At 44.6% G+C, this 26,479-nt stretch carries 27 protein-coding genes; 10 read left to right on the forward strand and 17 right to left on the reverse strand.

From position 1 onward, the window contains the following. Positions 1-41 precede the first annotated feature (41 nt). From GGE08_RS05490 to GGE08_RS05525, 8 genes are all read left to right on the forward strand, one after another. Positions 42-929 (forward strand): 3-hydroxyacyl-CoA dehydrogenase family protein, encoded by an 888-nt coding sequence (locus tag GGE08_RS05490; protein WP_179383900.1) that lies wholly within the window; start codon positions 42-44, stop codon positions 927-929. Positions 930-935: 6 nt separating this feature from the next. Beyond that, on the forward strand, positions 936-2,171 hold the full coding sequence (locus tag GGE08_RS05495; protein WP_179383901.1) for a DUF1015 domain-containing protein: 1,236 nt from the start codon (positions 936-938) through the stop codon (positions 2,169-2,171). Positions 2,172-2,248: 77 nt separating this feature from the next. Continuing rightward, on the forward strand, positions 2,249-2,908 hold the full coding sequence (locus GGE08_RS05500; RefSeq protein WP_179383902.1) for a YggS family pyridoxal phosphate-dependent enzyme: 660 nt from the start codon (positions 2,249-2,251) through the stop codon (positions 2,906-2,908). Between the two features lie 14 nt (positions 2,909-2,922). Next, positions 2,923-4,251, forward strand: coding sequence for an exonuclease domain-containing protein (locus GGE08_RS05505; RefSeq protein WP_179383903.1), 1,329 nt, complete (start codon positions 2,923-2,925; stop codon positions 4,249-4,251). A 3-nt stretch (positions 4,252-4,254) separates the two neighbouring features. Beyond that, positions 4,255-5,106, forward strand: a complete 852-nt coding sequence (locus tag GGE08_RS05510) for an ion transporter (RefSeq protein WP_179383904.1) — start codon at positions 4,255-4,257, stop codon at positions 5,104-5,106. Continuing rightward, positions 5,103-6,026 (forward strand): tRNA (adenosine(37)-N6)-dimethylallyltransferase MiaA, encoded by a 924-nt coding sequence (gene miaA / locus GGE08_RS05515; RefSeq protein ID WP_179383905.1) that lies wholly within the window; start codon positions 5,103-5,105, stop codon positions 6,024-6,026. Before GGE08_RS05510 ends, miaA begins: the two co-directional genes overlap by 4 nt. Next, positions 6,019-6,510: a gluconokinase gene (locus GGE08_RS05520; protein ID WP_179383906.1), complete on the forward strand. Its 492-nt coding sequence runs from the start codon at positions 6,019-6,021 to the stop codon at positions 6,508-6,510. The genes miaA and GGE08_RS05520 overlap by 8 nt, the downstream gene beginning before the upstream one ends. A gap of 3 nt (positions 6,511-6,513) precedes the next feature. Next, positions 6,514-7,848 (forward strand): GntP family permease, encoded by a 1,335-nt coding sequence (locus GGE08_RS05525; RefSeq protein ID WP_179383907.1) that lies wholly within the window; start codon positions 6,514-6,516, stop codon positions 7,846-7,848. A gap of 44 nt (positions 7,849-7,892) precedes the next feature. Here GGE08_RS05525 and GGE08_RS05530 read toward each other — a convergent pair whose 3' ends face one another. From GGE08_RS05530 to GGE08_RS05590, 13 genes are all read right to left on the reverse strand, one after another. Further along, the gene (locus GGE08_RS05530; RefSeq protein ID WP_179383908.1) at positions 7,893-8,609 is read right to left on the reverse strand and encodes a response regulator transcription factor; all 717 of its coding nucleotides are present in this window, start codon (positions 8,607-8,609) and stop codon (positions 7,893-7,895) included. A gap of 10 nt (positions 8,610-8,619) precedes the next feature. After that, complete coding sequence (locus GGE08_RS05535) at positions 8,620-10,206, reverse strand: sensor histidine kinase (protein ID WP_179383909.1); 1,587 nt, start codon at positions 10,204-10,206, stop codon at positions 8,620-8,622. A 64-nt stretch (positions 10,207-10,270) separates the two neighbouring features. Next, positions 10,271-10,864 carry a dephospho-CoA kinase gene (coaE, locus tag GGE08_RS05540; protein WP_179383910.1) on the reverse strand — a complete coding sequence of 198 codons (594 nt, stop codon included), beginning with the start codon at positions 10,862-10,864 and terminating at the stop codon, positions 10,271-10,273. After that, a complete protein-coding gene (locus GGE08_RS05545) occupies positions 10,861-11,778 on the reverse strand; it encodes a YbbR-like domain-containing protein (protein WP_179383911.1) in 918 nt (305 codons plus the stop codon). Before GGE08_RS05545 ends, coaE begins: the two co-directional genes overlap by 4 nt. A gap of 41 nt (positions 11,779-11,819) precedes the next feature. Then, the gene (locus tag GGE08_RS05550) at positions 11,820-12,827 is read right to left on the reverse strand and encodes a glycosyltransferase family 2 protein (RefSeq protein ID WP_179383912.1); all 1,008 of its coding nucleotides are present in this window, start codon (positions 12,825-12,827) and stop codon (positions 11,820-11,822) included. 161 nt (positions 12,828-12,988) lie between these two features. After that, entirely contained in the window at positions 12,989-13,801 is an 813-nt protein-coding gene (locus GGE08_RS05555) for an enoyl-ACP reductase (RefSeq protein WP_179383913.1), read from the reverse strand. A gap of 72 nt (positions 13,802-13,873) precedes the next feature. Beyond that, entirely contained in the window at positions 13,874-15,526 is a 1,653-nt protein-coding gene (gene recN / locus GGE08_RS05560) for a DNA repair protein RecN (RefSeq protein WP_179383914.1), read from the reverse strand. Between the two features lie 46 nt (positions 15,527-15,572). Continuing rightward, entirely contained in the window at positions 15,573-16,463 is an 891-nt protein-coding gene (locus tag GGE08_RS05565; protein ID WP_179383915.1) for a DUF4835 family protein, read from the reverse strand. Further along, complete coding sequence (gene coaBC, locus GGE08_RS05570; protein ID WP_179383916.1) at positions 16,456-17,661, reverse strand: bifunctional phosphopantothenoylcysteine decarboxylase/phosphopantothenate--cysteine ligase CoaBC; 1,206 nt, start codon at positions 17,659-17,661, stop codon at positions 16,456-16,458. Before coaBC ends, GGE08_RS05565 begins: the two co-directional genes overlap by 8 nt. A gap of 3 nt (positions 17,662-17,664) precedes the next feature. Then, on the reverse strand, positions 17,665-17,991 hold the full coding sequence (locus GGE08_RS05575) for a DNA-directed RNA polymerase subunit omega (protein ID WP_179383917.1): 327 nt from the start codon (positions 17,989-17,991) through the stop codon (positions 17,665-17,667). Positions 17,992-18,013: 22 nt separating this feature from the next. After that, positions 18,014-18,847 carry an outer membrane protein assembly factor BamD gene (locus tag GGE08_RS05580; RefSeq protein ID WP_179383918.1) on the reverse strand — a complete coding sequence of 278 codons (834 nt, stop codon included), beginning with the start codon at positions 18,845-18,847 and terminating at the stop codon, positions 18,014-18,016. A 108-nt stretch (positions 18,848-18,955) separates the two neighbouring features. After that, a complete protein-coding gene (dapA, locus tag GGE08_RS05585) occupies positions 18,956-19,846 on the reverse strand; it encodes a 4-hydroxy-tetrahydrodipicolinate synthase (RefSeq protein ID WP_179383919.1) in 891 nt (296 codons plus the stop codon). A 4-nt stretch (positions 19,847-19,850) separates the two neighbouring features. After that, the gene (locus GGE08_RS05590) at positions 19,851-20,384 is read right to left on the reverse strand and encodes a DUF6913 domain-containing protein (protein WP_179383920.1); all 534 of its coding nucleotides are present in this window, start codon (positions 20,382-20,384) and stop codon (positions 19,851-19,853) included. Between the two features lie 116 nt (positions 20,385-20,500). Here GGE08_RS05590 and GGE08_RS05595 point away from each other — a divergent pair, with 116 nt between their 5' ends. Next, on the forward strand, positions 20,501-21,214 hold the full coding sequence (locus GGE08_RS05595; protein ID WP_179383921.1) for a 5'-nucleotidase C-terminal domain-containing protein: 714 nt from the start codon (positions 20,501-20,503) through the stop codon (positions 21,212-21,214). Position 21,215: 1 nt separating this feature from the next. Further along, positions 21,216-22,127, forward strand: a complete 912-nt coding sequence (locus tag GGE08_RS05600; protein ID WP_179383922.1) for a metallophosphatase — start codon at positions 21,216-21,218, stop codon at positions 22,125-22,127. Between the two features lie 676 nt (positions 22,128-22,803). On the opposite strand, the gene GGE08_RS05605 is transcribed toward GGE08_RS05600, so the two are convergent. Genes GGE08_RS05605 through GGE08_RS05620 form a run of 4 tightly spaced genes read right to left on the reverse strand, consistent with a single transcriptional unit; the run spans position 22,804 to position 26,463 of the window. After that, positions 22,804-23,097: a hypothetical protein gene (locus GGE08_RS05605; RefSeq protein ID WP_179383923.1), complete on the reverse strand. Its 294-nt coding sequence runs from the start codon at positions 23,095-23,097 to the stop codon at positions 22,804-22,806. Then, a complete protein-coding gene (gene ligA, locus GGE08_RS05610) occupies positions 23,094-25,094 on the reverse strand; it encodes an NAD-dependent DNA ligase LigA (protein WP_179383924.1) in 2,001 nt (666 codons plus the stop codon). Before ligA ends, GGE08_RS05605 begins: the two co-directional genes overlap by 4 nt. Continuing rightward, on the reverse strand, positions 25,091-25,978 hold the full coding sequence (gene prmC, locus GGE08_RS05615; protein WP_179383925.1) for a peptide chain release factor N(5)-glutamine methyltransferase: 888 nt from the start codon (positions 25,976-25,978) through the stop codon (positions 25,091-25,093). The genes ligA and prmC overlap by 4 nt, the downstream gene beginning before the upstream one ends. Beyond that, positions 25,978-26,463, reverse strand: coding sequence for a GNAT family N-acetyltransferase (locus tag GGE08_RS05620; protein ID WP_179383926.1), 486 nt, complete (start codon positions 26,461-26,463; stop codon positions 25,978-25,980). The genes prmC and GGE08_RS05620 overlap by 1 nt, the downstream gene beginning before the upstream one ends. Between the last annotated feature and the right edge of the window lie 16 nt (positions 26,464-26,479).

Here is a 26,479-nt window from a genome sequence, read left to right on the forward strand (position 1 = left end):
TCCGGAATACTCGGATGGACCAGCATTTTAAATACAAGCTTATGAAACAAATAGCGGTTATTGGAGCAGGAACCATGGGAAATGGAATCGCCCATGTTTTTGCGCAGAACGGATACAAAGTCAATTTAGTGGATATCTCCCAAGCTTCCTTGGACAAAGGGCTGGCTACCATTACCAAAAATTTGGACCGGATGATGGCCAAAGAGGTCATTGATGCCTCCAAAAAAGAAGCCACCCTTGCCAATATCACCACTTATACCAACTTAAAAGAAGGCGTTTCCAAAACGGATTTGGTGGTTGAAGCGGCAACGGAGAAATTGGATATTAAACTTCAGATTTTCAAAGATTTGGACGAAGTATGCGAGCCATCGGCTATTTTGGCCACCAATACATCCTCCATTTCCATCACCCAAATCGGTGCTGCCACGAATCGCCCCGAAAAAGTGATCGGCATGCATTTTATGAATCCGGTTCCCATTATGAAGTTGGTGGAAATTATCCGTGGGTACAGCACTTCGGATGACGTCACGGAAACCATTATGGAGCTTTCCAAAAAACTGGGAAAAACCCCTACCGAGGTAAACGACTATCCAGGATTTGTGGCCAATCGTATTTTGATGCCGATGATCAATGAATCCATCGAAACCTTGTACAATGGCGTCGCTGGTGTTGAGGAAATCGATACTGTGATGAAATTGGGCATGGCACACCCCATGGGTCCTTTGCAATTGGCGGACTTTATCGGATTGGATGTATGCCTTTCCATTTTGAACGTGATGTACGATGGGTTCAAAAATCCCAAATACGCCCCTTGTCCCCTACTGGTGAACATGGTAATGGCCGGTAAATTAGGAGTGAAATCGGGCGAAGGGTTTTACGATTATTCCGAATCCAGAAAGGCTGAAACCGTTTCCGCGCAATTCAAATAAGAACGTATGGCCATTGTCAAACCTTTTAAGGCCATACGCCCTACAAAGGACAAAGCTTTTTTTGTGGCATCGCGCTCCTACGAGGAATATTCCAAGGAGGAACTAAAAGCGATATTGCAGTACAACCCGTTCTCGTTTTTGCACATTATCAACCCAGGATTCAAGTTTGAGAAGAACATTAGGGGCAAAGAACGGTTTGGCTTGGTGCACAATCGGTATTTGGAGTTTTTGGAGGAAGACATCTTCCAAAAAGATGATGAACCCAGCTTTTACCTGTACCAAATCACAAAGAACGATTTTAAAAGTCTTGGTTTCTTTTGTGCCTGTAGCGTAGAGGATTACCGTAACAATGTGATCAAAAAGCACGAGGACACCCTACAGGACCGGGAGGAGCTCTTTGCCGATTATTTGAATACCGTAGGCTTTAACGCGGAACCTGTTTTGATGACCTATGAGGACAATGAGACCGTAGATGAGATCTTTCAACGCAAAATAGAACGAAAGCCAGAGTACGATTTTACCACCACGGACAGGGTGAACCATAAACTATGGAAAATCTCGTATCCCGAAGGGATTGAAAAACTGGAAAAGGCTTTTGGAGACCTCGATACACTTTATATTGCCGATGGGCACCACAGAAGCGCATCATCCAGTCTGTTGGCAGACCTGAAGAAATCGGAAAACCCCAATCATACCGGAGAGGAATCCTATAACTATTTTATGGCCTACCTGATTCCCGAATCACAGATGCGAATTTCGGAATTCAATCGTATGGTGAAAGATTTGAACGGATACTCCAAAAAGGAGTTTTTAATTCAGTTGGATGAGCATTTTCGCATAGAGAAACGGGAGAATGGGCTGTGCAAACCATCTAAAAAACATGAATTCAGCATGTATTTGGAAGGAGAGTTTTACACCCTTCATTTCAGGCAAACAAACCATGAGTTTACCGATGCACTGAGCCGTTTGGACACCCAAATCCTTTACAAAACCATTTTGGAACCTATTTTGGGCATTACTGATTTAAGGAACGACAAGCGGATTTGCTACGGTTACGGTAAAAACAACCTTATCCAAATGAAGGATTTGGTGGATTCCGGCAGTTACGCCGTTGGATTTAGCTTGGTTCCCACGACAGTGCAGGAAATCAAGGCCATTGCCGACGCTGGTTTGGTAATGCCACCAAAAAGCACGTATATTGAACCTAAGCTCCGTAGCGGCCTGGCCATTTACGAATTGTAAAATTGCTATTCCCGCGAAAGAGAAATCCATAAATGTTAAAGATTCCGCATTAGTTGCGGAATGACAATGATTAAACTATGTCTGTAAAAGATAACCTTACAAAAATAACATCCGAACTCCCGGAAGGTGTGACCTTGGTCGCCGTTTCCAAAACCAAGCCCAACGAGGATATCTTGGAAGCGTACGAAGCGGGACAACGAATATTCGGTGAAAATAAAGTGCAAGAGATGGTCCAAAAATGGGAAGACTTGCCCAAGGACATCGAATGGCACATGATCGGTCACGTACAGCGCAACAAAGTCAAATATATGGCCGAGTTCGTTTCCTTGATTCATGGTGTGGACAGTCCCCGTCTGTTGAAGGAAATCAACAAACAAGCCAAAAAACACAATCGAGTCATCCCCTGCTTGTTGCAAATTCACATCGCCGAAGAGGATACCAAATTTGGCCTGGATGAAAAAGAGTTAAATGAGCTTGTGGATTCTGACGAGTTCAAAACCATGGAGCACATCAAAATCGTTGGTTTGATGGGTATGGCGACCTTTACTGAGGACATGAACCAAGTACACAGGGAGTTTGCCCAGCTCAAATCCCTGTACGATCATCTTAAGGCCAAATTGACCGATATCAACATCCTTTCCATGGGCATGAGTGGGGATTACACGGTCGCCATTGAGGAAGGAAGTACCATGGTGCGGATAGGAAGCAGTATATTTGGGGCTAGAAACTACACATAAGCAGCATTTTTTCCATGTACGCCATACTCGACATTGAAAGCACGGGAGGGAAATACAATGAGGAAGGTATCACCGAGATAGCCATCCACAGGTTCGATGGGCATCAGGTGGTGGACAAATTCATCTGTTTGATCAATCCGGAACGGGAAATACAGCCCTTTGTGGCCAAATTGACGGGTATCAACAATAAAATGTTGCGCTCCGCTCCCAAATTCCACGAAGTGGCCAAACGCATTGTGGAGATTACCGAAGGAACCGTTTTGGTCGCCCACAACGCACAGTTCGATTATCGCATACTCCGCACCGAGTTTAGGCGATTGGGGTACGATTTTCAGCGCAAAACACTCTGTACGGTAGACCTTTCCAAGCAGCTTATACCCGAAGCGGAATCCCATAGCCTGGGCAAACTGGCGCGTTCCCTTGGGATACCGATGAGCGATAGGCACCGCGCCAACGGTGATGCTTTGGCGACCTTGAAACTCTTTAAGCTATTGCTCGACAAGGATTCCGATAAAAAAATCATTACCGAGGTCATCCGCGAAGAGACCCACGGGGAGCTTTCACCCAACCAATTGGACATGGTGTTCAACCTGCCCTCTGAAACCGGTGTTTATTATATGCACGATAAGGACGGGGAGATCATCTTTTTGGGGAAAACCAAGGATATTAAGAAGCGGGTAAACCAACATTTTACGAATGTGGGCAAAATTGCCCGAAAGCTTCAAAAGGAAACCAAAAAAGTGACCTACGAAACCACAGGCAGCGAATTGATTGCCATTTTAAAGGCCTATTTGGAACAAAAGAAGAACAGACCACGCTACAATCATGTTTCCAAGAAAAAGCTGTTTACCCACACCATAGATTTTAGTCTTAATGGAACGGAACATATTGTGCTGGATGTGGAAAAAGATAGGACCTTGGAACACAAAAAAATGGCTTTTAACGGTACAGAGGCCGCGAAAAGCTTTTTGAACAAAATTAACGAGGAATTTGAACTATGCCCATCATCTTTGGGGGAGGAAGTTTGTATGTCCGAACAAAACAAGGGTATTGCCGAGAATTGTAATGAAAAAGTCCGTGCTGCCTTTGAGAAATATAGCATCCAAAATAAGGACATTGCATTGACCGACCGTGGTAGGCAAACCGGGGAACGCAGTTTTATTCTCATCAAAAATGGCCGACTTCAGGGATTTGGATTTGTGGACCTCAATCATCAAATCAATAATATTCATATCTTAGAATCGATAATGACCCCAATGAAGAGTGATGAGAATACCACTTTTATCGTTGAGGCCTATTTAAGAAAGAATAACCGATTAAAGACCATTCCCCTAACCCGCTGATCATTGAAAGATTACAAACCACAGGCCAAATGGAAGAGCAAACTTCATGAAGTTATTTATGAAGCGGATACTCCGTCGGGCAAGCTGTTTGACATTCTTCTCTTCGTCTTGATCATCATCAGTGTTATTTTGGTGATGCTGGAAAGCATAGACGATTTTGATGCGCGCTACCACCGTACACTATTGACCTTGGAATGGGTGGTGACCATCTTTTTTACCATTGAGTACATTGCACGACTCATCAGCATCAAGAAACCTTTAAAATACGTCTTTAGTTTTTACGGTATCATTGACTTCCTGTCGACCATACCACTTTATCTTTCCTACATTTTGGCGGGATCCCAAGTGCTTTTGGCAGTAAGGGCTTTCCGTTTGCTCCGTATTTTCAGAATATTAAAGCTCGTCAAGTTTATGGGCGAAGCTTCCCAATTACAGTCAGCCCTAAAGGCAAGCCGAGCCAAGATAGCCGTTTTTATCTATGTGGTCTTGATTCTATCGGTGATCATGGGGACTTTAATGTACATTGTTGAAGGTGACGATTCTGGTTTTACCAGCATACCCAAAAGTATTTATTGGACTATTGTAACGCTGACCACTGTAGGTTACGGTGATATTGCGCCACAATCCAATCTAGGGCAGTTTTTGGCGACCGTAATCATGATTCTGGGTTATGGCATAATTGCGGTACCCACTGGCATTGTTACCGCAGAATTCACCCGTAACCAAAAAAACGGGAAAGAAAGTGGCGATAAAGGTTTTATGGTACATGTGAACACCCAAGCCTGCCCTAGCTGTTCCGCGGAAGGGCATAGAGACGATGCTACCCACTGCTATAATTGTGGTCATCCGTTATGAAAAAAAAGGTGCTACTGGCAGTGGTAGGCCCTACGGCCATTGGAAAGACCGCTTTGGGCATTCAATTGGCCAAACATTTTGATACCGAAATCCTTTCGGCAGACTCTCGGCAGTTTTTTAAGGAAATGGAAATCGGTACCGCGGTTCCGTCAGAAGAAGAGCTGGCACAGGTGCCACACCATTTCATTCAGCATAAAAGTATTTTTGAGCCTTATTCCGTAGGGGATTTTGAAAAAGAAGCCATGACTGTTTTGGATGGACTGTTCCAACAAAAAGATACTGTGGTCATGGTTGGGGGAAGCGGACTATATGTGGATGCCGTGGTCCACGGGCTGGATGAGTTTCCCGAAGTGGATCCTGATATTCGGGCAGCATTGAACCAAAAACTGGAAAAAAATGGCCTCAGCAGTCTTCAAGAAGAATTGAAACTGAAGGACCCAACGTATTATAAAATTGTTGACTTAGAGAATCCGCACCGGCTGATACGTGCCCTGGAGGTGTGCAGAGCCTCGGGCCAACCTTTTTCTTCATTTTTGAATCGCGCCAAACCAAAACGTCCCTTTAAAACCCTTTATGTTGGTCTGGAGGCCCCACGAGAGGTCATTTATGAGCGGATCAACCAACGGGTGGACCTAATGATACAAGCAGGCCTGCTGGAGGAAGCAGAACGACTTCATCAGTACAAAACACTCAATGCCCTGCAAACAGTTGGTTACAAAGAACTTTTTGAATATCTTGACGGGCATTGCACATTGGAATTTGCCGTTTCGGAAATCAAAAAAAACACTAGAAGATTTGCAAAGCGGCAGCTAACATGGTTGCGAAAAAACAAGGATATACTGTGGATACCCTACAACGCAGAAGCTGAGAAGGTGCTGCAGATAATCACAGACCGACTAAAAACCAACCTCTATGCCTAACGGTAAGACTGTGATAGTGGTGATGGGAGTCAGTGGTTCCGGAAAAACCAAAATAGGACAACTGCTCTCGAAGAAACTATCCGTTCCCTTTTACGATGGTGATGATTTTCATCCCAAGGAAAATATCAAGAAAATGAGCTCGGGACAGCCCCTAAACGATACAGACCGTAAAGGGTGGCTTGTACAACTCAACAGACTTGCTTTGGAGCACCGGGAGCAAGGCGCCGTTATAGCTTGTTCCGCCCTCAAAAAAAATTACAGAAGCCTATTGCGGGCAGGCATGGGCAATTGTATGGTGTTTGTGTATTTAAAAGGTTCGTTTGACTTGATCAAATCCCGATTGGACTCCAGAAAAGGTCATTTTATGTCCTCCGCCCTGCTCAAATCACAGTTCGATACCTTGGAGCCTCCATCCAAGGCCATTACCGTTTCTATTGAAGAAACCCCAGCGAACATCGTTAAAAAAATCATCAAACAACTTTAACTCATGGAAGTTCAGCTTTTTTTGGCCGTAGTCATCGGCATTGCCATCCTATTGTTCTTGATCTTAAAGCTTCGCATCCATGCCTTTGTTGCACTACTTATCGGCAGTATCGTTGTAGGGCTTATTGCAGGACTCGATGCAAATCAAATTATATCCACCATACAAAAAGGCATGGGCGGCACCTTGGGTTTTGTGGCCACCGTCGTGGGGTTGGGTGCCATTTTTGGTGGGATTCTGGAAGCATCAGGCGGTGCAAAAGCCATCGCTGATTTTATGGTTTCCAAGTTTGGACTGAAAAAAGCTCCTGCCGCTATGGTAGTCTCCGGTTTTTTGATTGCCATTCCTGTTTTTTTTGATGTAGCCTTTATCATTTTAGTGCCCATGATGTATGCACTGCAGCGAAGAACCGGAAAATCTTTGCTTCTTTACGCCATTCCGTTATTGGCGGGACTAGCTATAACCCATGCTTTTATTCCACCAACACCAGGACCTATCGCCGTGGCTGACATCATCGATGTAGATTTGGGATGGGTCATCCTCATGGGATTCATCGCCGGAATCCCCACCGCCTTGATTGCAGGGCTTTGGTTTGGACGTCACATCTCAAAAAAAATATTTGTGGCTGCGCCCGAGGAAATAGAAGATGGTACCACACCAAACCTCCCTCCCATTGGTCAAACCCTAATGATCATTGGTCTACCCATTATTTTGATCCTACTGAATACGATGGTGACTGCGGGTACATTCGGAATTACGAGTACAACCGTACTACAACTAATCGCCTTGGTGGGGCATCCATTTTCTGCTTTGATCATTGCCAATTTGCTGGCTTGGTACTTTTTTGGATTAAAAAAAGGGTTCACCAAGGACCAACTCCTTAAAATATCCACCAAATCGTTAGCACCCGCAGGTACCATTATCCTGCTAACAGGAGCGGGAGGTGTTTTCAAGCAGGTACTTACCGATACGGGAGCTGGTGAACTTTTGGCCAATTCGCTTAGCAATGCTGGAATACCCGTTTTGGCCTTTGCTTTTATCAGTGCCGCCATTGTGCGAATCGTTCAAGGTTCGTCTACGGTAGCCATGATTACAGCTGCCGGTTTGGTTTCGCCACTTTTGGCCAATGCCGAACTGAATCCCATGCAACTGGCGTGTATGGTGATTGCCATTGCTTCGGGAGCAAGTATTTTTTCCCATGTGAATGACAGTGGTTTTTGGCTGGTAGGACAATATTTGGGCATTACCGAAAAACAAACCTTCCGATCTTGGACGGTAATGACTACTATTTTGGCCTTTGTTGGTATGCTTACCGTTTCCTTGGTCTATATTTTTGCATAAAAAAAGCCACCCGAGGGTGGCTTGTCTATCTTATAATCTTCTGATTATTGCTCATTCTCAGCTTTCACGACCAATCGGAATCCTTCACCGTGAATGTTCAGGATTTCTACCAAATCGTCCTTTTTAAGGTATTTACGCAATTTGGCAATGTACACATCCATACTTCGGGAGGTAAAGTAGTTATCGTCCCTCCAGATTTTGGTCAATGCCAGTTCACGTGGCATCAAATCGTTTTCGTGTAAAGCCAACAAACGCAACAGTTCATTTTCTTTGGGCGACAATTTAATGGGTTCTTCCTCTTTATATTTCAAGAAACGAAGCTTTGAATTGAGGTGGAAGTTTCCGATTTCAAATTCAAATTGCTTGCTATCGGCCAAGGAACTGGATGCTTTCCGTTGAAGAATCGCTTTCAATTTCATAAGCAGCACCTCGGAATCAAATGGTTTGTTCAAATAATCATCAGCTCCTGCCTTATAACCCTTCAAAACATCCTCTTTCATCGTTTTTGCGGTCAAGAAGATAATGGGTACATTCTCATTCTTTTCGCGGATTTCCCTAGCCAAGGTAAATCCATCTTTATAGGGCATCATGACATCCAAGATACAGACATCGTAGTTATCTTTTTTAAACTTTTCAAATCCTTCCATGCCATTTTTGGCCAAAACCACCTCAAAGTCGTTCATGGTCAAATAATCCTTTAGGACAATTCCAAAATTGGGGTCGTCCTCTACCAGTAGTATCTTCTTTTTTTCTGTGTCCATAGTTCGTTTTTTAAATTAATGGGAGTTTTATAAAGAAGGTGCTTCCTTTTCCTTTTTCACTTTCCGCATAAACCTCTCCTTGATGATCGTCTATAATTCGTTTTACGTAGGCCAACCCTAACCCGTGACCCTTAACGTTATGTATGTCGCCGGTATGTTCCCGGTAAAATTTTTCAAATACTTTTTTCAATACCGCCTTGCTCATGCCCGCCCCTTGATCTTGCACTTTTATAATGATGCTATTTTTTACCACTTCGGTAAACACATCAATTTTAGGGGTCTCTGGCGAATACTTCACCGCATTGTCCAGAATGTTGACCACCACATTGGTCATGTGCATATCGTTGGCCAACACCTCGGAGCGCTCGGCATCCAAATGGGCGTTTACGTAGCCCCCTCGGTCCTGCACTATCAATTCAACGTGGGCGATGGCATCGGTAATGATATCATGCATGTTCACCCTGTCCTTGGTAATGTCCAACTGGTTTTTTTCCAGTTTGGATATTCTCAATACGTTCTCCACTTGAGCATGCATCCGTTTATTTTCATCACGAATCATGCCTAGATAACGCAATACCTTTTCTTTGTCCTCAATCGACTTTGGGTTCCGTATCGCCTCAACGGCCAAATTAATGGTTGCAATGGGCGTTTTGAACTCGTGGGTCATATTGTTGATGAAATCCGATTTGATTTCGGAAATCCGCTTCTGCTTGATCAACTGGTAAATGGCACTCGAGTACGCCAAAACAATCACCAAGGTGAATACCAGAGACAACAATGCCATTTTCATTATAGAGCCAAAGATGAAACGCTTCATGCTCGGAAAAGTGAGCAAAAGCGAAAAATTGGAAACCCCTTCGCTGTCCTTAAAAATGGGAGCCTTATACATTTTGGAACCGGAAAACTTAAATTTTCTGGACCTTATCTTAGTGGGATACCCTTGACTGTATACCCCGTACTCATAATCGATGTTTATATTTCGATTGCTCAGTTCTTGGCTCAGTAGGAGTTCCAGTTCTTGCTTGGAAACCCGTTTGTGGATGGGACGTGTTTTGGCCGCTTCCATAAATACATCTTCCCAAGCCGCTTTGTCAATACTACTAAGTCCCCCGATTTTTTCCGCTCGTTGGATTGGGGTAAGACTATAGGTCCTGCCATCCAAACCGTACTCTTCCTTAAAAATGGCCTTTGTACGCTTACTGGTGAAATTCTTGATGGTCGTGGTATCTTCACTTCCATTGGTATCAATATCAAAGAACGCAGAGGTTATATTGTAATCTTCTTCCAGAATTCCATGGGAATAAAAAAGAATTTCATCGGAGTTCAAATCCCGATCCACGAACAAAAAGTTCTTGTACTGTGTGCTTTTGGGCTCACCAATGCTGTCCGCCAAGGAGGCCAAACGGTCCGAGTATTCTTTCATCTCGCGCTTCTCCACCCTACTCGCCACCTTGTCCAGAATGTCCGTAACCGTTCTCGAAAATTGTTCTTCCTTGTCGTTTATGGAGGTTTTGATCCAATAAACTTGCACAAAGATGATCCCCAATAGGGATAAACTCATAAGAACAACCAGAAGAACAAATAGCTTCTTGTTCATTGCCGTAAAATTAAAAATTTAACATTTAGCACTTTGGGCGTTTAACCAAAACTTAACATAAATGTTAAAATTTGGATGCTAGCCCTAAAAGTTTGAGGTGTAGTTCGTTAACCTTTTCTTTGGTTTTTTCTAGGTCGAGATTTTCAATGGTAAAATCTGCCAGCTTAGCTTTGTCGTCATCATCCCATTGGTGTTTCATCCTATCGGCTACTGATTCCCTGGCTACCTCATCTCGCTGCACTACGCGTTGAACACGGGTTTCTTCGGGAGCCGTGATCAAAATCGTATAGTCGTACTTTTCCGCTGCCCCATTTTCAAAAATCAGGGCGGTTTCCTGAATAACATATGGTGATTCTTGGTCATGGGCCCAATCCAAAAAATGCTTTCTCACTTCCGGATGCACTATTCCGTTCAACTTTTCCAATAACTCACGGTTTTTGAACACGGTATTCGCTATAAACGAACGGTTTAAGCCATCTTCTGTATAGGCCTCTTTTCCAAATAGATCTATAATGGCGTTTTTTACCGTTTCGGAGCTGACCATGAGTTGCTTGGCTTCCTTATCGGAATCGTAGACAGGTACACCCAGCTCCCTGAACATTTGGGCCACAGTACTTTTGCCACTTCCAATTCCGCCTGTAAGTCCTACGGTCATCATTGTTGTTCGAGTACAAAGTTTACGGCATTCTCTTCCAACTTCACATCATATATCTTTTGTGGGCTTTGGGTGAGTTCCAAAAACAGGGTCCTACTTTCCGACCCCATCAATTGCCCATAATCTGCCACTACCTCAAAATCGGTGGCCGATAGCTCTTTTAACCGTTCAATCGACGCTTTGCATAGCAAGGTCACCGAATCTGGAAATGTCCTGATCTGATAACCCTCCGGGATATTGATCACTTGTATGGGAACCTCGAACACCCTTTCAGAAAACTTGGACACCTTTCCTGTGACCGTGGCTCGGCTTGTTGAAAATATACTATTGCCCAAGCCTTTTGGGAAAATCAAATTGATCTCTTTTGAAAAATCACTTTTAACGTTGGTAAGTTGCAAAGGTGCCGTTGCAATGGATTCGATGGTATCGATTTCGTTTTTTGGACCCTTCACCTCAATGGAATCAGGGCTTACCTCTACTTTTCCCTCCAAAATAAAATTCTGCTCCAACTGAAGGCTCATTTTGGGTCGAACGGGTATTTTTTTGGTTTCCACCTGATAAAGGTCGACCTCCAAAACCTGCCGATCCAGTTCCAAAAGTGAAACATTTTGAGATAATTGCTGATCCATCTGCCGTCGCAATGCCTCTTGGCCCAACACATATTTCCCATTTTGATAGGCTACTTGGGAAACGTCGATATCCATGCGGCCCTTAAAGATTTTGTAGTATAAAAACTGAAAACCACTGGTTCGGAGTTTGGCCTCAATCTGTACATTGGACTGGTCGCCCAACAAAAGGGAATCAGGCAAATTCCGATAATTAAGCACAAAATAAGACCTTGATTCGTAGGTTTCGGATAGATTGCTGATAAACCAAGCCAAAAAAGAGCATAACAGGAACAGTGAAAAAACTTTCACCTTCTTTTGATTGAGGCCGTGCAATACCTTGTTGAACACTTTTACTTTTTCTTGAAAAATAGTTTGGGAAACAGTTCTTCTGGATCCTTATTACTAAAGTTAAGCAACATTGTGGACTTGGTAAAACCAATTCCGTAAGCTACAAATTGGACACCTACGGCATAAAGCGACAAAAGCGCCACTCTTATGCTCCTTGTCTTGACCCAAGCGTCCAAGAACAATACCAAAAAATATGAGGCGTACAGAAATAGAGGCAACCAAAGTCCTAAAAAAGCCGCCAAAATGGCAACACAGAAACCCACCATAAACAAGGTGGGGAACCAATAGGTAGGCTTTGCCGTTCCCGGATGCCACTTGTTCAGGATAGGGCGTACCATACCAAACTTCTTTACCTGTTTGTAAAATTTATGCCAATCGATCCTTCTTTTGTGGTACACAAAAGCCTTTGGGAACAATCTGGTTTGAAATCCAGCTTTCCATATCCGAAAGGTTAGATCTGGGTCTTCACCTGGATGAATTCGACCAAAGCCAGCTGTCTTCTCAAAGGCAATCTTGGAAATACCCATGTTGAAACTACGGGGCTGAAATTTGCCCGCCGCCTTTTTCCCTCCTCGAATACCTCCCGTAGTCAAAAAAGAGGTCATCACATAATTGATGGCCTTTTGAACAATGGTAAATGAGGTGTCGGCAGCATCGGGTCCACCAAAGCAATGAACAAATTCTGCTTTGAGTTCCCTGTCCACTTCGGATAAATATTGCTGCGGGAGCATACAATCGGAGTCCAAAATGATGAAATAATTTCCCTTGGCCTTCTGCATCCCAAAATTTCGAGAATCGCCCGGCCCTGAATTCTCCTTGAAATAGTAGGAAATCTGAAGTTGTTCACGAAATTGTTCAACCACGGCCTCCGAACGCTCTGTGGACCCATCCTCCACGATGACGATTTCAAAATCGTCCTGAAAATCTTGTTTTTGAAGACTTTCCAAGAGTTCACGAACTTCCTCGGGCCTATTGAATACAGGAACTACTATGGAGAAAAGAATGTTCATTTGAAATAGAAAGAGGCTTTCTAAAAAGCTGGTTTTTAGTCAGTTCGAGCGCAGTCGAGAACTTAAGGTATGATAATCAATGGGTTTCGACTGCGCTCAACCTGTCAATGTCAAAATATTACCGCATTTTAAACGGCTCTATCCCTTCTATTTTTTACGGTTTATTCCGAAAATTCATCGATAATCTCTTGGCTCACACCCGTATTGGAGAAACCACCATCATGAAAAAGGTTCTGCATAGTCACCTTTTTGGTCAAATCGGAGAAAAGTGAAACAGTGTAATTGGCACAGTCATCTGCGGTAGCATTGCCCAGAGGTGACATTTTTTCCGCATAGTTGATGAAGCCGTCAAAACCTTTCACGCCTTGTCCCGCTGTGGTCGGTGTTGGTGATTGGGAAATGGTATTGACCCTAACCTTATACTCTTTTCCGAAGAAGTAACCAAAACTTCTGGCTACAGACTCCAAATAGGCTTTGTTATCGGCCATATCATTGTAATCGGGAAAGGTTCGTTGTGCCGCCATGTAAGTCAAGGCAACAATACTCCCCCACTCGTTCATGGCCTCGGCTTTGTACAGGGACTGCATTACCTTGTGAAACGAAAGCGCGGATACATCCCATCCCTTGGCCGTAAAATCGTAGTTTTCATCCGTGTAGGCCCTTCCTTTCCTCACATTTACGGACATTCCAATGGAGTGAAGCACAAAATCCAGCTTTCCGCCCAAAATTTCCATGGACTTCTCCACTAAGTTCTTCAAATCCTCCTCGCTAGTGGCATCTGCAGGAATGATTTCTGAGCCGGTCTTTTCCGCCAGTTCATTGATTTTTCCCATACGCATGGCGATGGGGGCATTGGTAAGCACAAAGGTGCCTCCCTCCTCATGAACGCGTTCTGCGGTTTTCCAAGCGATGGAGTTTGGGTCCAACGCGCCAAAAATGATTCCTTTTTTACCTTTTAAAAGATTGTATGCCATAATTTCTTGCAATTGTTGATTGTAAGGCAAAGATATTTAAACTAATTGAAGTTTGGGAAGCACCTCCGTGTTTTATTGCAACAGCTCCTTGGCGTGTGCCAAAGCGGATTCTGACAAGCTCTTTCCGCCCAACATCTCCGCCAGTTCCCTTACCCTTTCGTCTCGGGTCAATTGTTTGATGTGGGTGCTTGTGCCTCCTTGTGCCTCTTCCTTGTACACTTTAAACTGATGCTGTCCTTTGGAGGCCACTTGTGGCAAATGCGTTATGGAAAACACTTGCATGGTGCCGCTCATCTGCTGCATGATTTCCCCCATTCGGTTGGAAATCTCTCCTGAAACCCCGGTGTCAATTTCGTCAAACATCATGGTAGGAAGATTTTCATACTGTGCCAAAATAGACTTGATGGTCAACATGATACGGGAAAGCTCCCCTCCGGATGCCACTTTCTTGAGTTCGCCGTAGTTGGACCCTTTGTTCGCGGAGAACAGAAATACCAAATCATCCTTTCCATTAGGTTTAAAGGTGCTGGACGGATTCAGTTCAATTTTGAAGGTCGCTGAAGGCATTCCAAGGGAAGCCAAGTCGAGCTGCAATCGTTCCTTCAGTTTAGGAATGACTGCTTTTCTACCCTCACTGATTTTTTTGGCCCATGCATCTACTGTCTTTGTGATGGAAGCCACTTCGTCCCTTTTGGCCTTGATTTTGGACTCAATATTGGCCACTGCATCCACCTTTTGGGCCAATTCTTCTCGTATGGTAATCAACTCGGGCACAGAGTCGGTATGGTGTTTTTTCTGAAGGTCGTACAACTGTTGTAATTGCCCGTTCACCACCTCCAGCCGTTCGGGGTTGGCTTCTACCCCATCCTTTAAACGCTCCAATTCAGAGGCAATATCATCCGTTTCTATCAACACAGATTGAATCCTGTCATTCAAGGATTTATAGTCGGAGCCAAAATCACTAAGGTTTTGGAAGGCCCGCTTAAGTTCTGTTAGCCTGCCCACGATTCCCAATTGTTCATCGTTCAACAATTGATGCCCTGCAGACAAGTTTTCCATAATCTGCTCCACGTTGCTCAATTGCTCATATTCCTCTTCCAAGGCCTCCTGCATCCCCTCTTTGAGCTTTGCGGCTTCGAGTTCTTCCAGCAAAAAACTGTTGTAATCATGCTCTTTATCCGCGTTTGCCTGAAATTCCTCCAATTTTTGAAGTTCCCTGGATGCATTTCTCAATTTTTGAAGCTCCTGTGCGTATCCTGAAAGATTTTCGGAGTTCTCCGCCAAAGCATCCAGTACCTTCATCTGGAAATCATTGTCGGTCAACTGCATCGTTTGATGCTGGGAGTGCACATCCACCAACTGATTGCCCAAGGCGCGCATCACATCCAAAGTCACAGGGGAATCGTTCACAAATGCCCTCGATTTACCACTGGGCAGAATCTCTCTTCGGAGAATGGTGAGGTCCTCATAATCCAAATCGTTCTCCTTAAAAAAGGATTGGAGTTGGTAATTGGACACCTCGAACTCTGCCTCTATGACACATTTCTGCTCCGTATTTTTTAGGGAAGACAGGTCGGCCCGCTTGCCCAACACCAAGGAAAGTCCTCCCAACAGAATGGATTTTCCCGCACCGGTTTCCCCTGTAATGGTCGTAAAGCCTTTGGGGAATGTCACACGGACGTCATCAATCAATGCATAGTTTTGAATGGATAGATTTACTAGCAATACCGTAGATTTTACCCGTAAAGATAAACCTCTTTGGAGAACTGCACTAGTAATTTATTTCATTCCAGGTGCCAGAATAGAATGGGGCCACTTTGTTCAAGGTTTCTTTGAGTTTCACAATGTCCACCTTGGGTCCATCGGAAAAAATGTTCTGGATTTCCTCTGATTTGGCATCAAAAAAAGTCTGTATCAAAAAGGCATTGGGCCGTCTGCTGATAAGGGGCTCGAATAAACGAAGGCTTCCAGCGATAATTTGTTTTCCGGTACTATTGTTATCCGCCAAAATATCAAGTCCTTTTCTGTGGTAATTGTACATGGCAATACGATACTCCCGGAATGCGTTGTTGAGCAGATTGTCCACCAACTCAAAGCGGCTACGGTCGCCGGTCTCTTGGCTCCAACCACCAAAACTGGAGCTTTGGGCCTGCGTAACGATGTTCTGTGCCAATCGGTAGTAGTCATTTCCGCCCTCCAAAGAAAAGGTATCGGCGTCCAATCCCAAGATCATATAGACATAATAGGATATGACACCGACCAAATTGGAATCGAACGAATTGGGATTGTAGACCAATGGTTCAAATTCCTGATATTGAAAGTTGAAGGCGTTGTCCTTATAATTGAACACTGGGCTCTCGTAGCTTGTTCCGAAAACGGGGCGCGTGGACTGGATTTGAATGTTCGCTTCAAAACGGTCTGACTCGTATTGGGTCACCGTTATGAACATCCGGGCATTTACCCTTTCATTTTCCTTGTAAACACGATTAGTCCATTTGGTCTTGTTCACAAAATCATTGAGCGAACGCTCCAACGTCCTGAAAATTTGTTGGTTGGTCTGCCCTACCTGATCGGAGTTCACGGTAACCTGACAATTCAATTCCTGCGCACTACCGGCAAGGGCGGTAAAGAGCAGGGCAATAAAAAAAAGTACGCTACGCATGGATCCTGGAGATGATTTCTTCCCAAATGTCCGAGGCTACCTCAGACTTCGTTTTCAAATCAAACGTTTTTATCTCCAAATTCTTGTCTATAAAAGTGATTTTATTCGTGGTTCCACCAAATCCGGCCCCATCATCCTTTAAAGAATTGAGCACAATGCCATCCAAGTGCTTGCGCTGGAGCTTGCCTTTGGCATTCTCAAGCTCGTTTTCTGTTTCCAGAGCAAAGCCGACCAAAAATTGGTTCTTTTTTGCCGCTCCCAAAGATTTCAAGATATCGGGGGTGCGTTCTAGTTGGATGGACATCTCACCTTCCTTCTTTTTTATCTTTTCGGTGGCAACAGTGGCTGGTCGGTAATCGGCTACGGCAGCAGCACAAATGGCCACATCCGAATCAACATAGTATTTGTGGCAAGCATCATACATTTCTTGGGAAGAGGTAACTCGAACCAACTCTATGAAAGTATGGTCCACGTTCAAGTGTGTTGGGCCAGAGACCAATACCACTTTTGCTCCTAAATTGGCGGCGTGTTTGGCCAGTTCAAAGCCCATGGTACCGGTTGATTTATTACCAAGAAAACGGACGGGATCAATGGCTTCATGCGTTGGGCCAGCGGTAATGAGTACCTTTTTGCCTGTTAACGGCAAGCCCTTCGCTAAATCGGATTGAACGAATTGAACAATGTTTTCTGGTTCTGCCATACGCCCTTCTCCTTGAAGTCCACTGGCCAATTCGCCAGATTCGGCGGGAATTATTCGGTTTCCGAAGGATTCCAACTTTTCCAAAGACGCTTTGGTGGACGGATGCTTGTACATGTCCAAATCCATGGCAGGAGCCACAAATACGGGACATTTGGCGGACAAATACGTGGCCAACAGCAAATTGTCGCAGGTTCCGTTGGCCATTTTGGACAAGGTATTCGCGGTTGCCGGAGCAATTAGCATCAAGTCTGCCCAAAGTCCCAATTCCACATGATTGTTCCAAGATAGGCTTCCATCCTCTTCGTTCACAAAATCCATCAACACTGGATTTTTGGAGAGGGTAGAAAGGGTAAGTGGAGAAACAAAAGAGCTGGCGCTCTGGGTCATTACAACTTTGACCTGTGCACCAGCTTTAATCAGTAACCGTACCAGAAATGTGGTCTTGTACGCGGCAATTCCCCCGGAAATTCCCAAAAGGATGTTTTTACCGCTAAGCATTTCCTAGGAGTCTTTCTCTGTATTCCTGTGGTAGATTTTATCTTCCAACCACTCCTGTACCGCAAGGGCATGTGGTTTTGGTAGCTTTTCGTAGAACTTGGATACTTCGATTTGCTCCTTGTTCTCAAAAACCTCTTCCAAGCTATCGCTATAGGTAGCGAACTCTTCCAACTTTTCCAACAACTCCTTTTTGATCTCGGAGTTGATTTGGATAGCTCTCTTGGCCGCTATGGAAATGGCTTCATAAATGTTTCCGGTCTTTTCGTCAAATTCGTTTCTGTTGAGCGTAACTGTGGATACCGGCGCCTTTGTGTTTTTCAAATCTTGCATGTGCAGTGGTTTAAAAACTTTTTTATTTGGATAAAGAAGTTGTATATGCGCTCAATTCCTGCTGAATGGTCTCGGCAAGTTTGTCTGCTTCTTGCTTGAACTTCGTCTCAGGGAAATAACGCAATAAATTGTTATACGAGTCAAGAGCTTCTTCCAATCGCTCTTTTTTCTTGTCTTCTGTACTGTTGACCGCCAATCGTGTGGTGGCTTCGATTCGGTAGTAAAGGGCTTCTTCCCTATATACCGAACCGGGGTTATCGGTAATGAAATTATCGAAGGCCGTAATGGCCGAAATCAAAACGGGCAGATTGAACTCTCCCAATTTGTTGAATTGCTTTGCAATTTCAATTTCTTTCTTTTCCTTTTTCGTGGTAAGCTCCCGCGCCATCGCATTGGCCTCTTCAAAATATTCGGATTCTGAATAGTTGTTGATAAAGGTCTGAAGCTTTAACAGTGCCTTGTCGGTTTCCGTTTGGTCCAACGAATATCTAGGTGAAAGATGATAATAGCTTTTGGCACCCAAAAAACTGGCTTCCTGAATTTTATCGCTCCTTGGATAGGATTTTACAAATCGCTCGAACTGGTAGCCCGACAAATAGTAATCTCCATTTTTGAAGTAACTGTCCGCAAAAAAGAACATCACCCTTTCTCCTTGGGGCTTTCCTATATAGCTGGGCGCTATTTGCTCAAAGAGTCGAACCGCTCTTTTGTAATCCCCTTCGTTGTACAACTTCTCGGCCATATCATATTTGGCCTTTACGTCGGTCTCCTTCAGCACCTTTTGGTACTCGCTACAGGAAACGAACAGCGCTAACGCACAACAAACTAGGAGTATGGACCTCATTTTCAAAAACATTTTGCAAAATTAGTGATATTGAATGGATATAAAAAAAGAATTTTCGCCACTCAACTGTAACGGGTACAAGGGCCAATCCCCAAGAATTTGGGCAAGATTTAACGATTTTTACACTTGAGCCTTGTCCAAGGACTTCAACCAAACACTGATTTTTTCCTTTAAGGTGGGGCTAGCTTCCACCAAAGGTAAGCGAACTGCGGCTGTGGACACACCCAAACTTTCAAAAATACTTTTGATTCCCGCTGGGTTGCCCTCTTCAAAAATGAGCTGCATCAAAGAGGAAAGTTTGTGGTGAATGGCGTAGGCTTCTTTCACCTGACCTTCCAATCCCAAACGGATCATATCGGAAAAGAGTCCGGGCAATCCCTGTCCCAAAACGGAAATTACCCCTGCCCCACCGGCCAATACGGTAGGCAATGCCGTGGCATCATCCCCGGAAATGACCATAAATTCCTCTGGTTTGTTTTTGATGATATTGTCTATTTGTACCATATCCCCGCAAGCTTCCTTGATCCCTACAATTTTTGAAAACTCGTAGGCCAGTCGCAATGTGGTTTCGGGCAACATATTGCTGCCTGTTCGGGAAGGAACATTGTACAGGATAATGGGAAGTGGCGAAGCTTCCGCCACCACCTTAAAATGCTGGTAAATACCTTCCTGCGTTGGTTTGTTATAATAGGGCGAAACGGAAAGAATGGCGTCGAAATCGGAAAGGTCCAGGGTTTGTAGTTCGTGAGCCACGGCCATGGTGTTGTTGCCACCAACGCCGAGCACCAAGGGTAGTCTGCCCGCATTCGTCCTCACGACCACGTCCACCACCAATTGTTTTTCCGCCTGGGAGAGTGTTGCGGATTCTGCAGTGGTGCCCAACACCACCAAATAATCCACTCCACCTTGGATATTGTGCTCCACTACACGTTCCAATGCCTGCACATCAACCGATAAATCAGCTTTAAAAGGAGTTACCAAAGCTACTCCTGTTCCGATCAATTGTTCCATCAACTCAAATTTCGTTTAAGATCTTTAAATATTTTTTCAGCTCTCCCTTAAAGAGTTTAAAATCGTTCAAGGGGGTATTTAAGATCAAATCGTTCACCTTGGGGTCTTGGGCACCCAGTCCAACCTTCAAACGGGCGGGGGTTTTTACCGATAATAGCTTCATCATCAAATTATCCGCTTCATAATAATTGATCAACATATCGTATTCCCTTCCCAAAAACTCAAGAACGTAACCATTGGCTATTTCACCTTTCCAACCGAGGTCTTTGTCCGAGTACATCTGAATGGCGTAAGGGGAGTTTTTGTCGTATTCCCGCTTATATCCAATAATCTTTATGGCATTGGGCCTCAATTTAAACTCGTCAATCAGTTCGTAAAAGGTCTCGGCTTTGGGGAAATTATCAACATCCACGATACAGCCAACACTGGTAATCCCTTTCTCCCTGGTTACGGACTGTGGAGGTTTTTCCATTTCCTCCTTTAAATATTTTAGCCCCGATTTAACCTTAAATTTGTCTTGGAGTCCTTTCAAAAACATATTTTTGACACTTTTTACAAAAGTAATTAATCTACCAAGACAACTTATACAAAGATACGCACGTGAGTAATTTTAAATTGAAACAATTTGTTATATTCCTAACTTTTTGTTTTTTGATGGCCTGCAAGCACGAAACGGGCACCCTTTCCGAAATTGAAGGCAAGCAAATCCCAATCGACACTACCCTTGCCATCACCGATTCCATTGCCAGCTATATAGCACCCTACAAAAATCGAATTGACCAGGTTTTGGACAGCACCTTGGCCTATGCCCCAAAACCCTTATTGCTCAACGATGGAGAGCGCACCTCTTCTATGGGCAACTTGATGGCAGACATTGTTTTGGAACAGGCTGCGCCCATTTTCAATGCACGGTCCGGACAAACCTTGGACTTTGTGGTCCTGAACGCAGGCGGGGTTCGTTCCATTATTTCCGAAGGAAATGTGTCCGCCCGAAACGCCTACGAAGTGATGCCCTTTGAAAATTATATTGATGTGGTCGAGCTCAATGGGTCGGCGACACGGGAACTTATCAACTTTGTGGCGAAGGCTTCCCGGCGACATCCTGTGGCGGGGATTGAAATTGTAACCAATGCCGATGGCTCTTTGGAATCCGTGAACATCGGTGAACAACCTTTTGACGAAGGACGGAATTACTACGTGGCCTCTACCGATTACTTGATCAATGGAGGGCCCAGCGTTGGTTTTTTCAATGAATTTGAATCCAGAACTCAAACCGATTATTTGCTGCGCAACGCCATTATCGACTACTTGAAGAAAGTGGATACCTTGGAAGCCGTGGCCGATGACCGAATCAAACAACTGAAGTAGCATGAAAAGAAGGGATTTTATCACTCATACCTCCGCAGCTTCTGCCCTCATCGGCTTGGGCGGACTTAGCTTGAACTCTTGCTCCTCTTTGGGCAGAAAGCAAATCACCATTCTGCATACCAACGATGTGCACAGTCATATCGACGCCTTTCCTGCTACGCATTCGCGACACCCCAATATGGGCGGGGTTGCCCGAAGGGCTACTCTGGTGGAGCAGATTCGTAACGAAAACCCGAACACGCTACTTTTTGATGCCGGGGATATTTTTCAGGGTACGCCCTATTTCAATTTTTATGGCGGGGAGTTGGAATTTACCTTGATGAGCAAACTAAAATACGACGCTGCTACCATTGGTAACCACGACTTTGACAACGGTATCGATGGACTCTTGGCGCAAATGCCACATGCCTCTTTTGAACTACTCTCTGCCAATTACGATTTTACCAATACCGTGATGGACGGCTACGTAAAGCCATACAAAATATATATGGTCGATGGAATTAAAATTGGGGTATACGGACTTGGTATTGAACTGGACGGACTGGTGACGAAAAAACTCTACAAAGAGACCCAGTACCTCAACCCCTATGAGATTGCCCTCGATATGGAGCGACAACTCAAAGAGGAGGAGCAATGTGATTTGATCGTTTGCCTTTCGCATTTGGGCTATGATTACAAAGAACCCAATAGGCCCTGCGATACCCGATTGGCACAACAGACTTACCATACCGACCTCATCATTGGCGGACACACCCATACCTTTTTGGACAAACCTGAAGTACGCATCAACCAAAATGGGAATTCAGTGCTAGTGAACCAAGTGGGTTGCTACGGCATCAACGTAGGCCGTATCGATTTCTTTTTTGATACGGATAAAAAAACCTCGGCGAAGGGTGTGAGTATTTCGGTTTAGGTTTCTTTGAAGTCCGAAGTCAGGCAGCAGTAGGCAGCGGTCGCTGAGCGACGGTCATTGAGCGTAGTCGAAATGAGTCGAAGGGGTAGTCGAGAAATCTTTGTGGGAGTCAGAAGTCGGAAGTCCGAAGACAGGAGTTAAGATGTCATTTCGAAACGAAGTGAGAAATCTTTTGTGAGTCGGAAGTCAGTCAGCAGTCGGCAGTGGGCAATTGACACTAATTTCACGAATTAGCACGAATAGGGCTCTTTGTCAGTTCGAGTGTTTTTTGGCGGTTTTTATAAAAAAAGAGGCAAAAAATGTATCGAGAACCTAGTTCAGTGAGGAGCCAAGAACCAAGACTCAGGAGAAGAAAGACCATAGAAAATAGAGTTGGGGTGATGGGCAATGGGCAATCGACAATGGGCAGTTGACACTAATTTTTCGAATTGGCACGAATAGGATTCATTGTCATTTGAAATGACCTTTTGAAGTTATACCCTAAATCTTTAACCTTTAACCTTTAACCTTAAACCTTGAACTTGGAACCTTGAATTTGAACTTGAGTTTTTTCTACCAGATTTCTTAATCGTCACTTTGTTCCTTATGTCGAAATGACCTTTTGAGGTTATGCCCTAAACCTTTAACCTTTAACCTTAAACCTTGAACTTGCAACTTGAATTTGAGTTTGAACCTCCTAAAGATTAGCCTCCACCAAAACCTTCAGTTCTTCCTCCAAACTATAGTTTGGAAAAGGTTTCCCTGCTCTATCGTACCAATACCGGGCATTCCATTCGTCCCCTTCCTTTCGGTGCAAGTAGGCGTGAATCCAACTGCCCATGGTCGAATGGAGGTCCTGGGCAATGTTATGGGACGACTCCCAATCCCCATTGGCGTCAAACCAGAGGGATTGTAGCGCTTCCGGCCATTCTTTGGGAGGGGCAGTCTGGTCCAAAGTTGCTTCAAATGTTTCGTAGTTGTCGGGTATCATGCGCCCAGTTTTTGTAAAAATTCCTGCTCGGAGATAATGGGCACACCCAAGGACTCTGCTTTGGTCTTTTTACTTGGGCCCATATTGTCTCCCGCCACCAAAAAAGTGGTTTTGGAAGATATGGACGAGGCCACTTTTCCACCATTGTCCTCAATCAGTTTTTTGAGGTCATTACGGCTGATGGTTTCAAACACTCCGGATACCACAAAAGTCTGACCCTTGAGCAACTCAGTTTGATTCTCCAATTGTTCCTCAGAGAGTGAGAATTGTAATCCGTAGGATTTTAAACGGTCTATCAATTGCACATTGGCAGGCTCCGAGAAAAACCCGACCACACTTTCGGCGATGCGCTCCCCTATCTCATCCACGGCCACCAATTGCTCCTGCGTAGCGGACATCAAGGCGTCGATATTTTTAAAAGCCTTGGCCAGCTTTTTGGCCACGGTTTCGCCCACGTAGCGAATCCCCAGCGCAAAAAGGACGCGTTCAAACGGAATGGTTTTGGAGGCCTGCACCCCGTTCACCAAGTTTTCAGCGGATTTGTCCGCCATCCGTTCCAAGGGCAGAATTTGCTCCTTGGTCAAGGTGTACAGGTCGGCGTAGTTGGCAATGAGTCCTTCCTTGAACAATAATTCCACCGTTTCACCCCCCAACCCTTCAATATCCATCGCCTTTCTAGAAATAAAGTGCTGGATTCGGCCCGTAATCTGTGGTGGACAACCGATATCATTGGGGCAAAAATGTTGTGCTTCGCCCTCCTTTCGTATCAGTTCCGTACCGCATTCAGGGCAGTTTTCAATGTATTTCGTGGGTTGAGAGTCCTTATCGCGTTTCGTAAAATCAACCTTGGCTATTTTTGGGATGATTTCTCCTCCTTTTTCCACAAAAACGGTATCCCCCTCGCGTACATCCAACTTGGCGATTTGGTCGGCATTGTGTAATGAGGCCCTTTTCACAGTGGTTCCTGCCAGTAAAACAGGCTCCAAATTGGCCACGGGGGTAATGGCTCCCGTACGCCCCACTTGATAGGTGATTTGGTTCAATACCGTAGTGGCTTGCTCGGCCTTGAATTTATAGGCCATGGCCCAGCGCGGGGATTTCGCGGTGTACCCCAACTCTTCTTGGTGCTGAATGCTATTAACTTTCACCACCACGCCATCGGTTTCATAAGGCAAATCGTGACGGTGCACTTCCCAAGAGTCTGCAAATTGCATCACTTCTTCGGTGGATTTGCATAGTTTGGCCACCGTAGGCACCTTGAACCCCCAAGAGCGCGCTTTTTCCAACACTTCAAATTGGGAGCTAATGCCCAGATTTTCGCCAGCTATGCTGTACAACAAACATTCCAACGGGCGTTGGGCCACCAGGGCACTATCCTGAAGTTTTAAACTGCCCGATGCCGTATTTCTCGGGTTCATGTAGGGGTCTTCTCCTGCTTCCACCCGCTCGGCGTTCATTTTGGCAAAGCCTTCGAGCGTTAGAATGATTTCTCCCCGTATATCAAATTTTGGAGGATAGTCGCCCTTCAATTGCAAGGGAACGGATTTAATAGTTTTGATGTTGTTGGTCACGTCATCCCCCTGAAAACCATCCCCGCGGGTAACCGCGCGTACCAATTGGCCGTCTTCATAGGTCAGACTTATGGAAGCGCCATCATATTTTAATTCACAGGTAAACTCTATTGCTGCATCGCCCAAAATCCGCTGTATGCGCTTTTCCCAATCCTCTAAATCCTCTTTGGAATAGGAATTGTCCAACGAATACATCCGGTGCTCATGGGTAACGGTTTCAAAATGTTTGGTGACCATGCCCCCTACCCTCAAAGTGGGCGAAGTTGGGTCCTGAAATTCAGGGTGCGCCGCCTCCAGTTTTTGAAGCTCTTTGAGCTTCATGTCGAACTCGTAATCGGAAATGGAAGGTTGGTCGAGCACATAATATTTGTAGTTGTGCTCCCGTAGCTCTTCTCGCAGGGCATTTATTTTGTCTTGGATGTTCATTTTCTTAGTGCTTTTAGCATCCTATCGTTGCCAAATAGATCTTTTCGGAGTTCAATTTCCGAAAAATTATGGGCTTGAAAAAGTGCTTTGGTCTCCGCTCCCAAATATTGATTGATCTCGAGATACAAACTTCCCTTTTCGGACAAGTGCTTTTCCGCAAAATCGATGATGGCCCTATAAAAAAGTAAGGGGGCTTCATCCTTTACAAAAAGAGCGGTTTCTGGTTCAAAATCCTTTACGTTCTTTCGGATTTCATGCTTTTCCAATTCCCTAACGTAGGGCGGATTGGAGACGATGATGTCAAAATAAAGTTCAGGCGCAAGTTCAAGTTTGGGATTAAGAATGTCCTGATGCAAAAAAGTGACATCTACTTTATGGGTTGCTGCATTTTTCTGGGCAATCTCCAATGCACCTTCAGAAACATCCAAGGCGTAAACGTCAGCATCGGTCAGTTGTTTGGCCAGCGCAATAGCAATACATCCGCTCCCAGTTCCGATGTCAAGAATTTTCAAAGAACGGTCATTGAGCGAAGTCGAAATGACGCTTCGACTCCGCTCAGCGTCCAATAAAATCCATTGCACCAATTCTTCGGTCTCGGGGCGTGGAATCAGTACATTCTCGTTCACCTGAAGCTCCAAATACCTAAAATGGGCGGTTCCCAAAATATATTGTAGGGGTTTTTCCGTTTTCAACTCAGCCAAGGCTTCAAAAAGTGGTTGCTCCTCATCCTTGGTCAAGGTAATTCCAGGCTGAATGGCCAGGATAAAGCGTTCCAATTTGAGGTAATGCTCAATACAGGAATAGAAAAACGAATCGATTTCTTCCTTGGGATAAAGCTCGCCCAATTCTTTATGGAAAATGTCTTTGATTTCTTTGAGGAGCATTACAATTTTTTAAGCATCCAAACAGGGCAAGAATAGTGTCCCGTATTGCCCATAGGAGCATCAATGTATTCAAAACCGTTCTTTTTGTACAATTTTTGGGCGGCTTCCATATAGGGCATGGTTTCCAAATAGCAAGCTTCAAAACCGAATTCCTTGGCCTTGTTCAAGCAGGCTTCTATCACTTTGGCACCTAGTCCCTTTCCTCGGGCCTCTTCCAAAAAGTACATTTTTTGAAGCTCGCAGACGTTGCCATCATAATTGTCCAATTGAGCCACGCCCGCACACCCGATAATGCGACCTTCATGCTCCACTACAAAGTAGGCAGCCTTGGGCACGTTGTAATGGCTGTACATATCATCCAAAGCTTTGTCGGCATAAGCGGTGCCCACTTTGGGAACGCCCATATCCTCAAAAACCTTTCGTATCACTTGGGCCACCTGTGCATTGTCTTCGGGGGTTATTTCACGAATGACCATATCTCCCATTTTTGTGTTTTTAATG

This window comes from Allomuricauda sp. ARW1Y1, assembly GCF_013407935.1.
In the GTDB taxonomy this organism is placed as follows: domain Bacteria; phylum Bacteroidota; class Bacteroidia; order Flavobacteriales; family Flavobacteriaceae; genus Flagellimonas.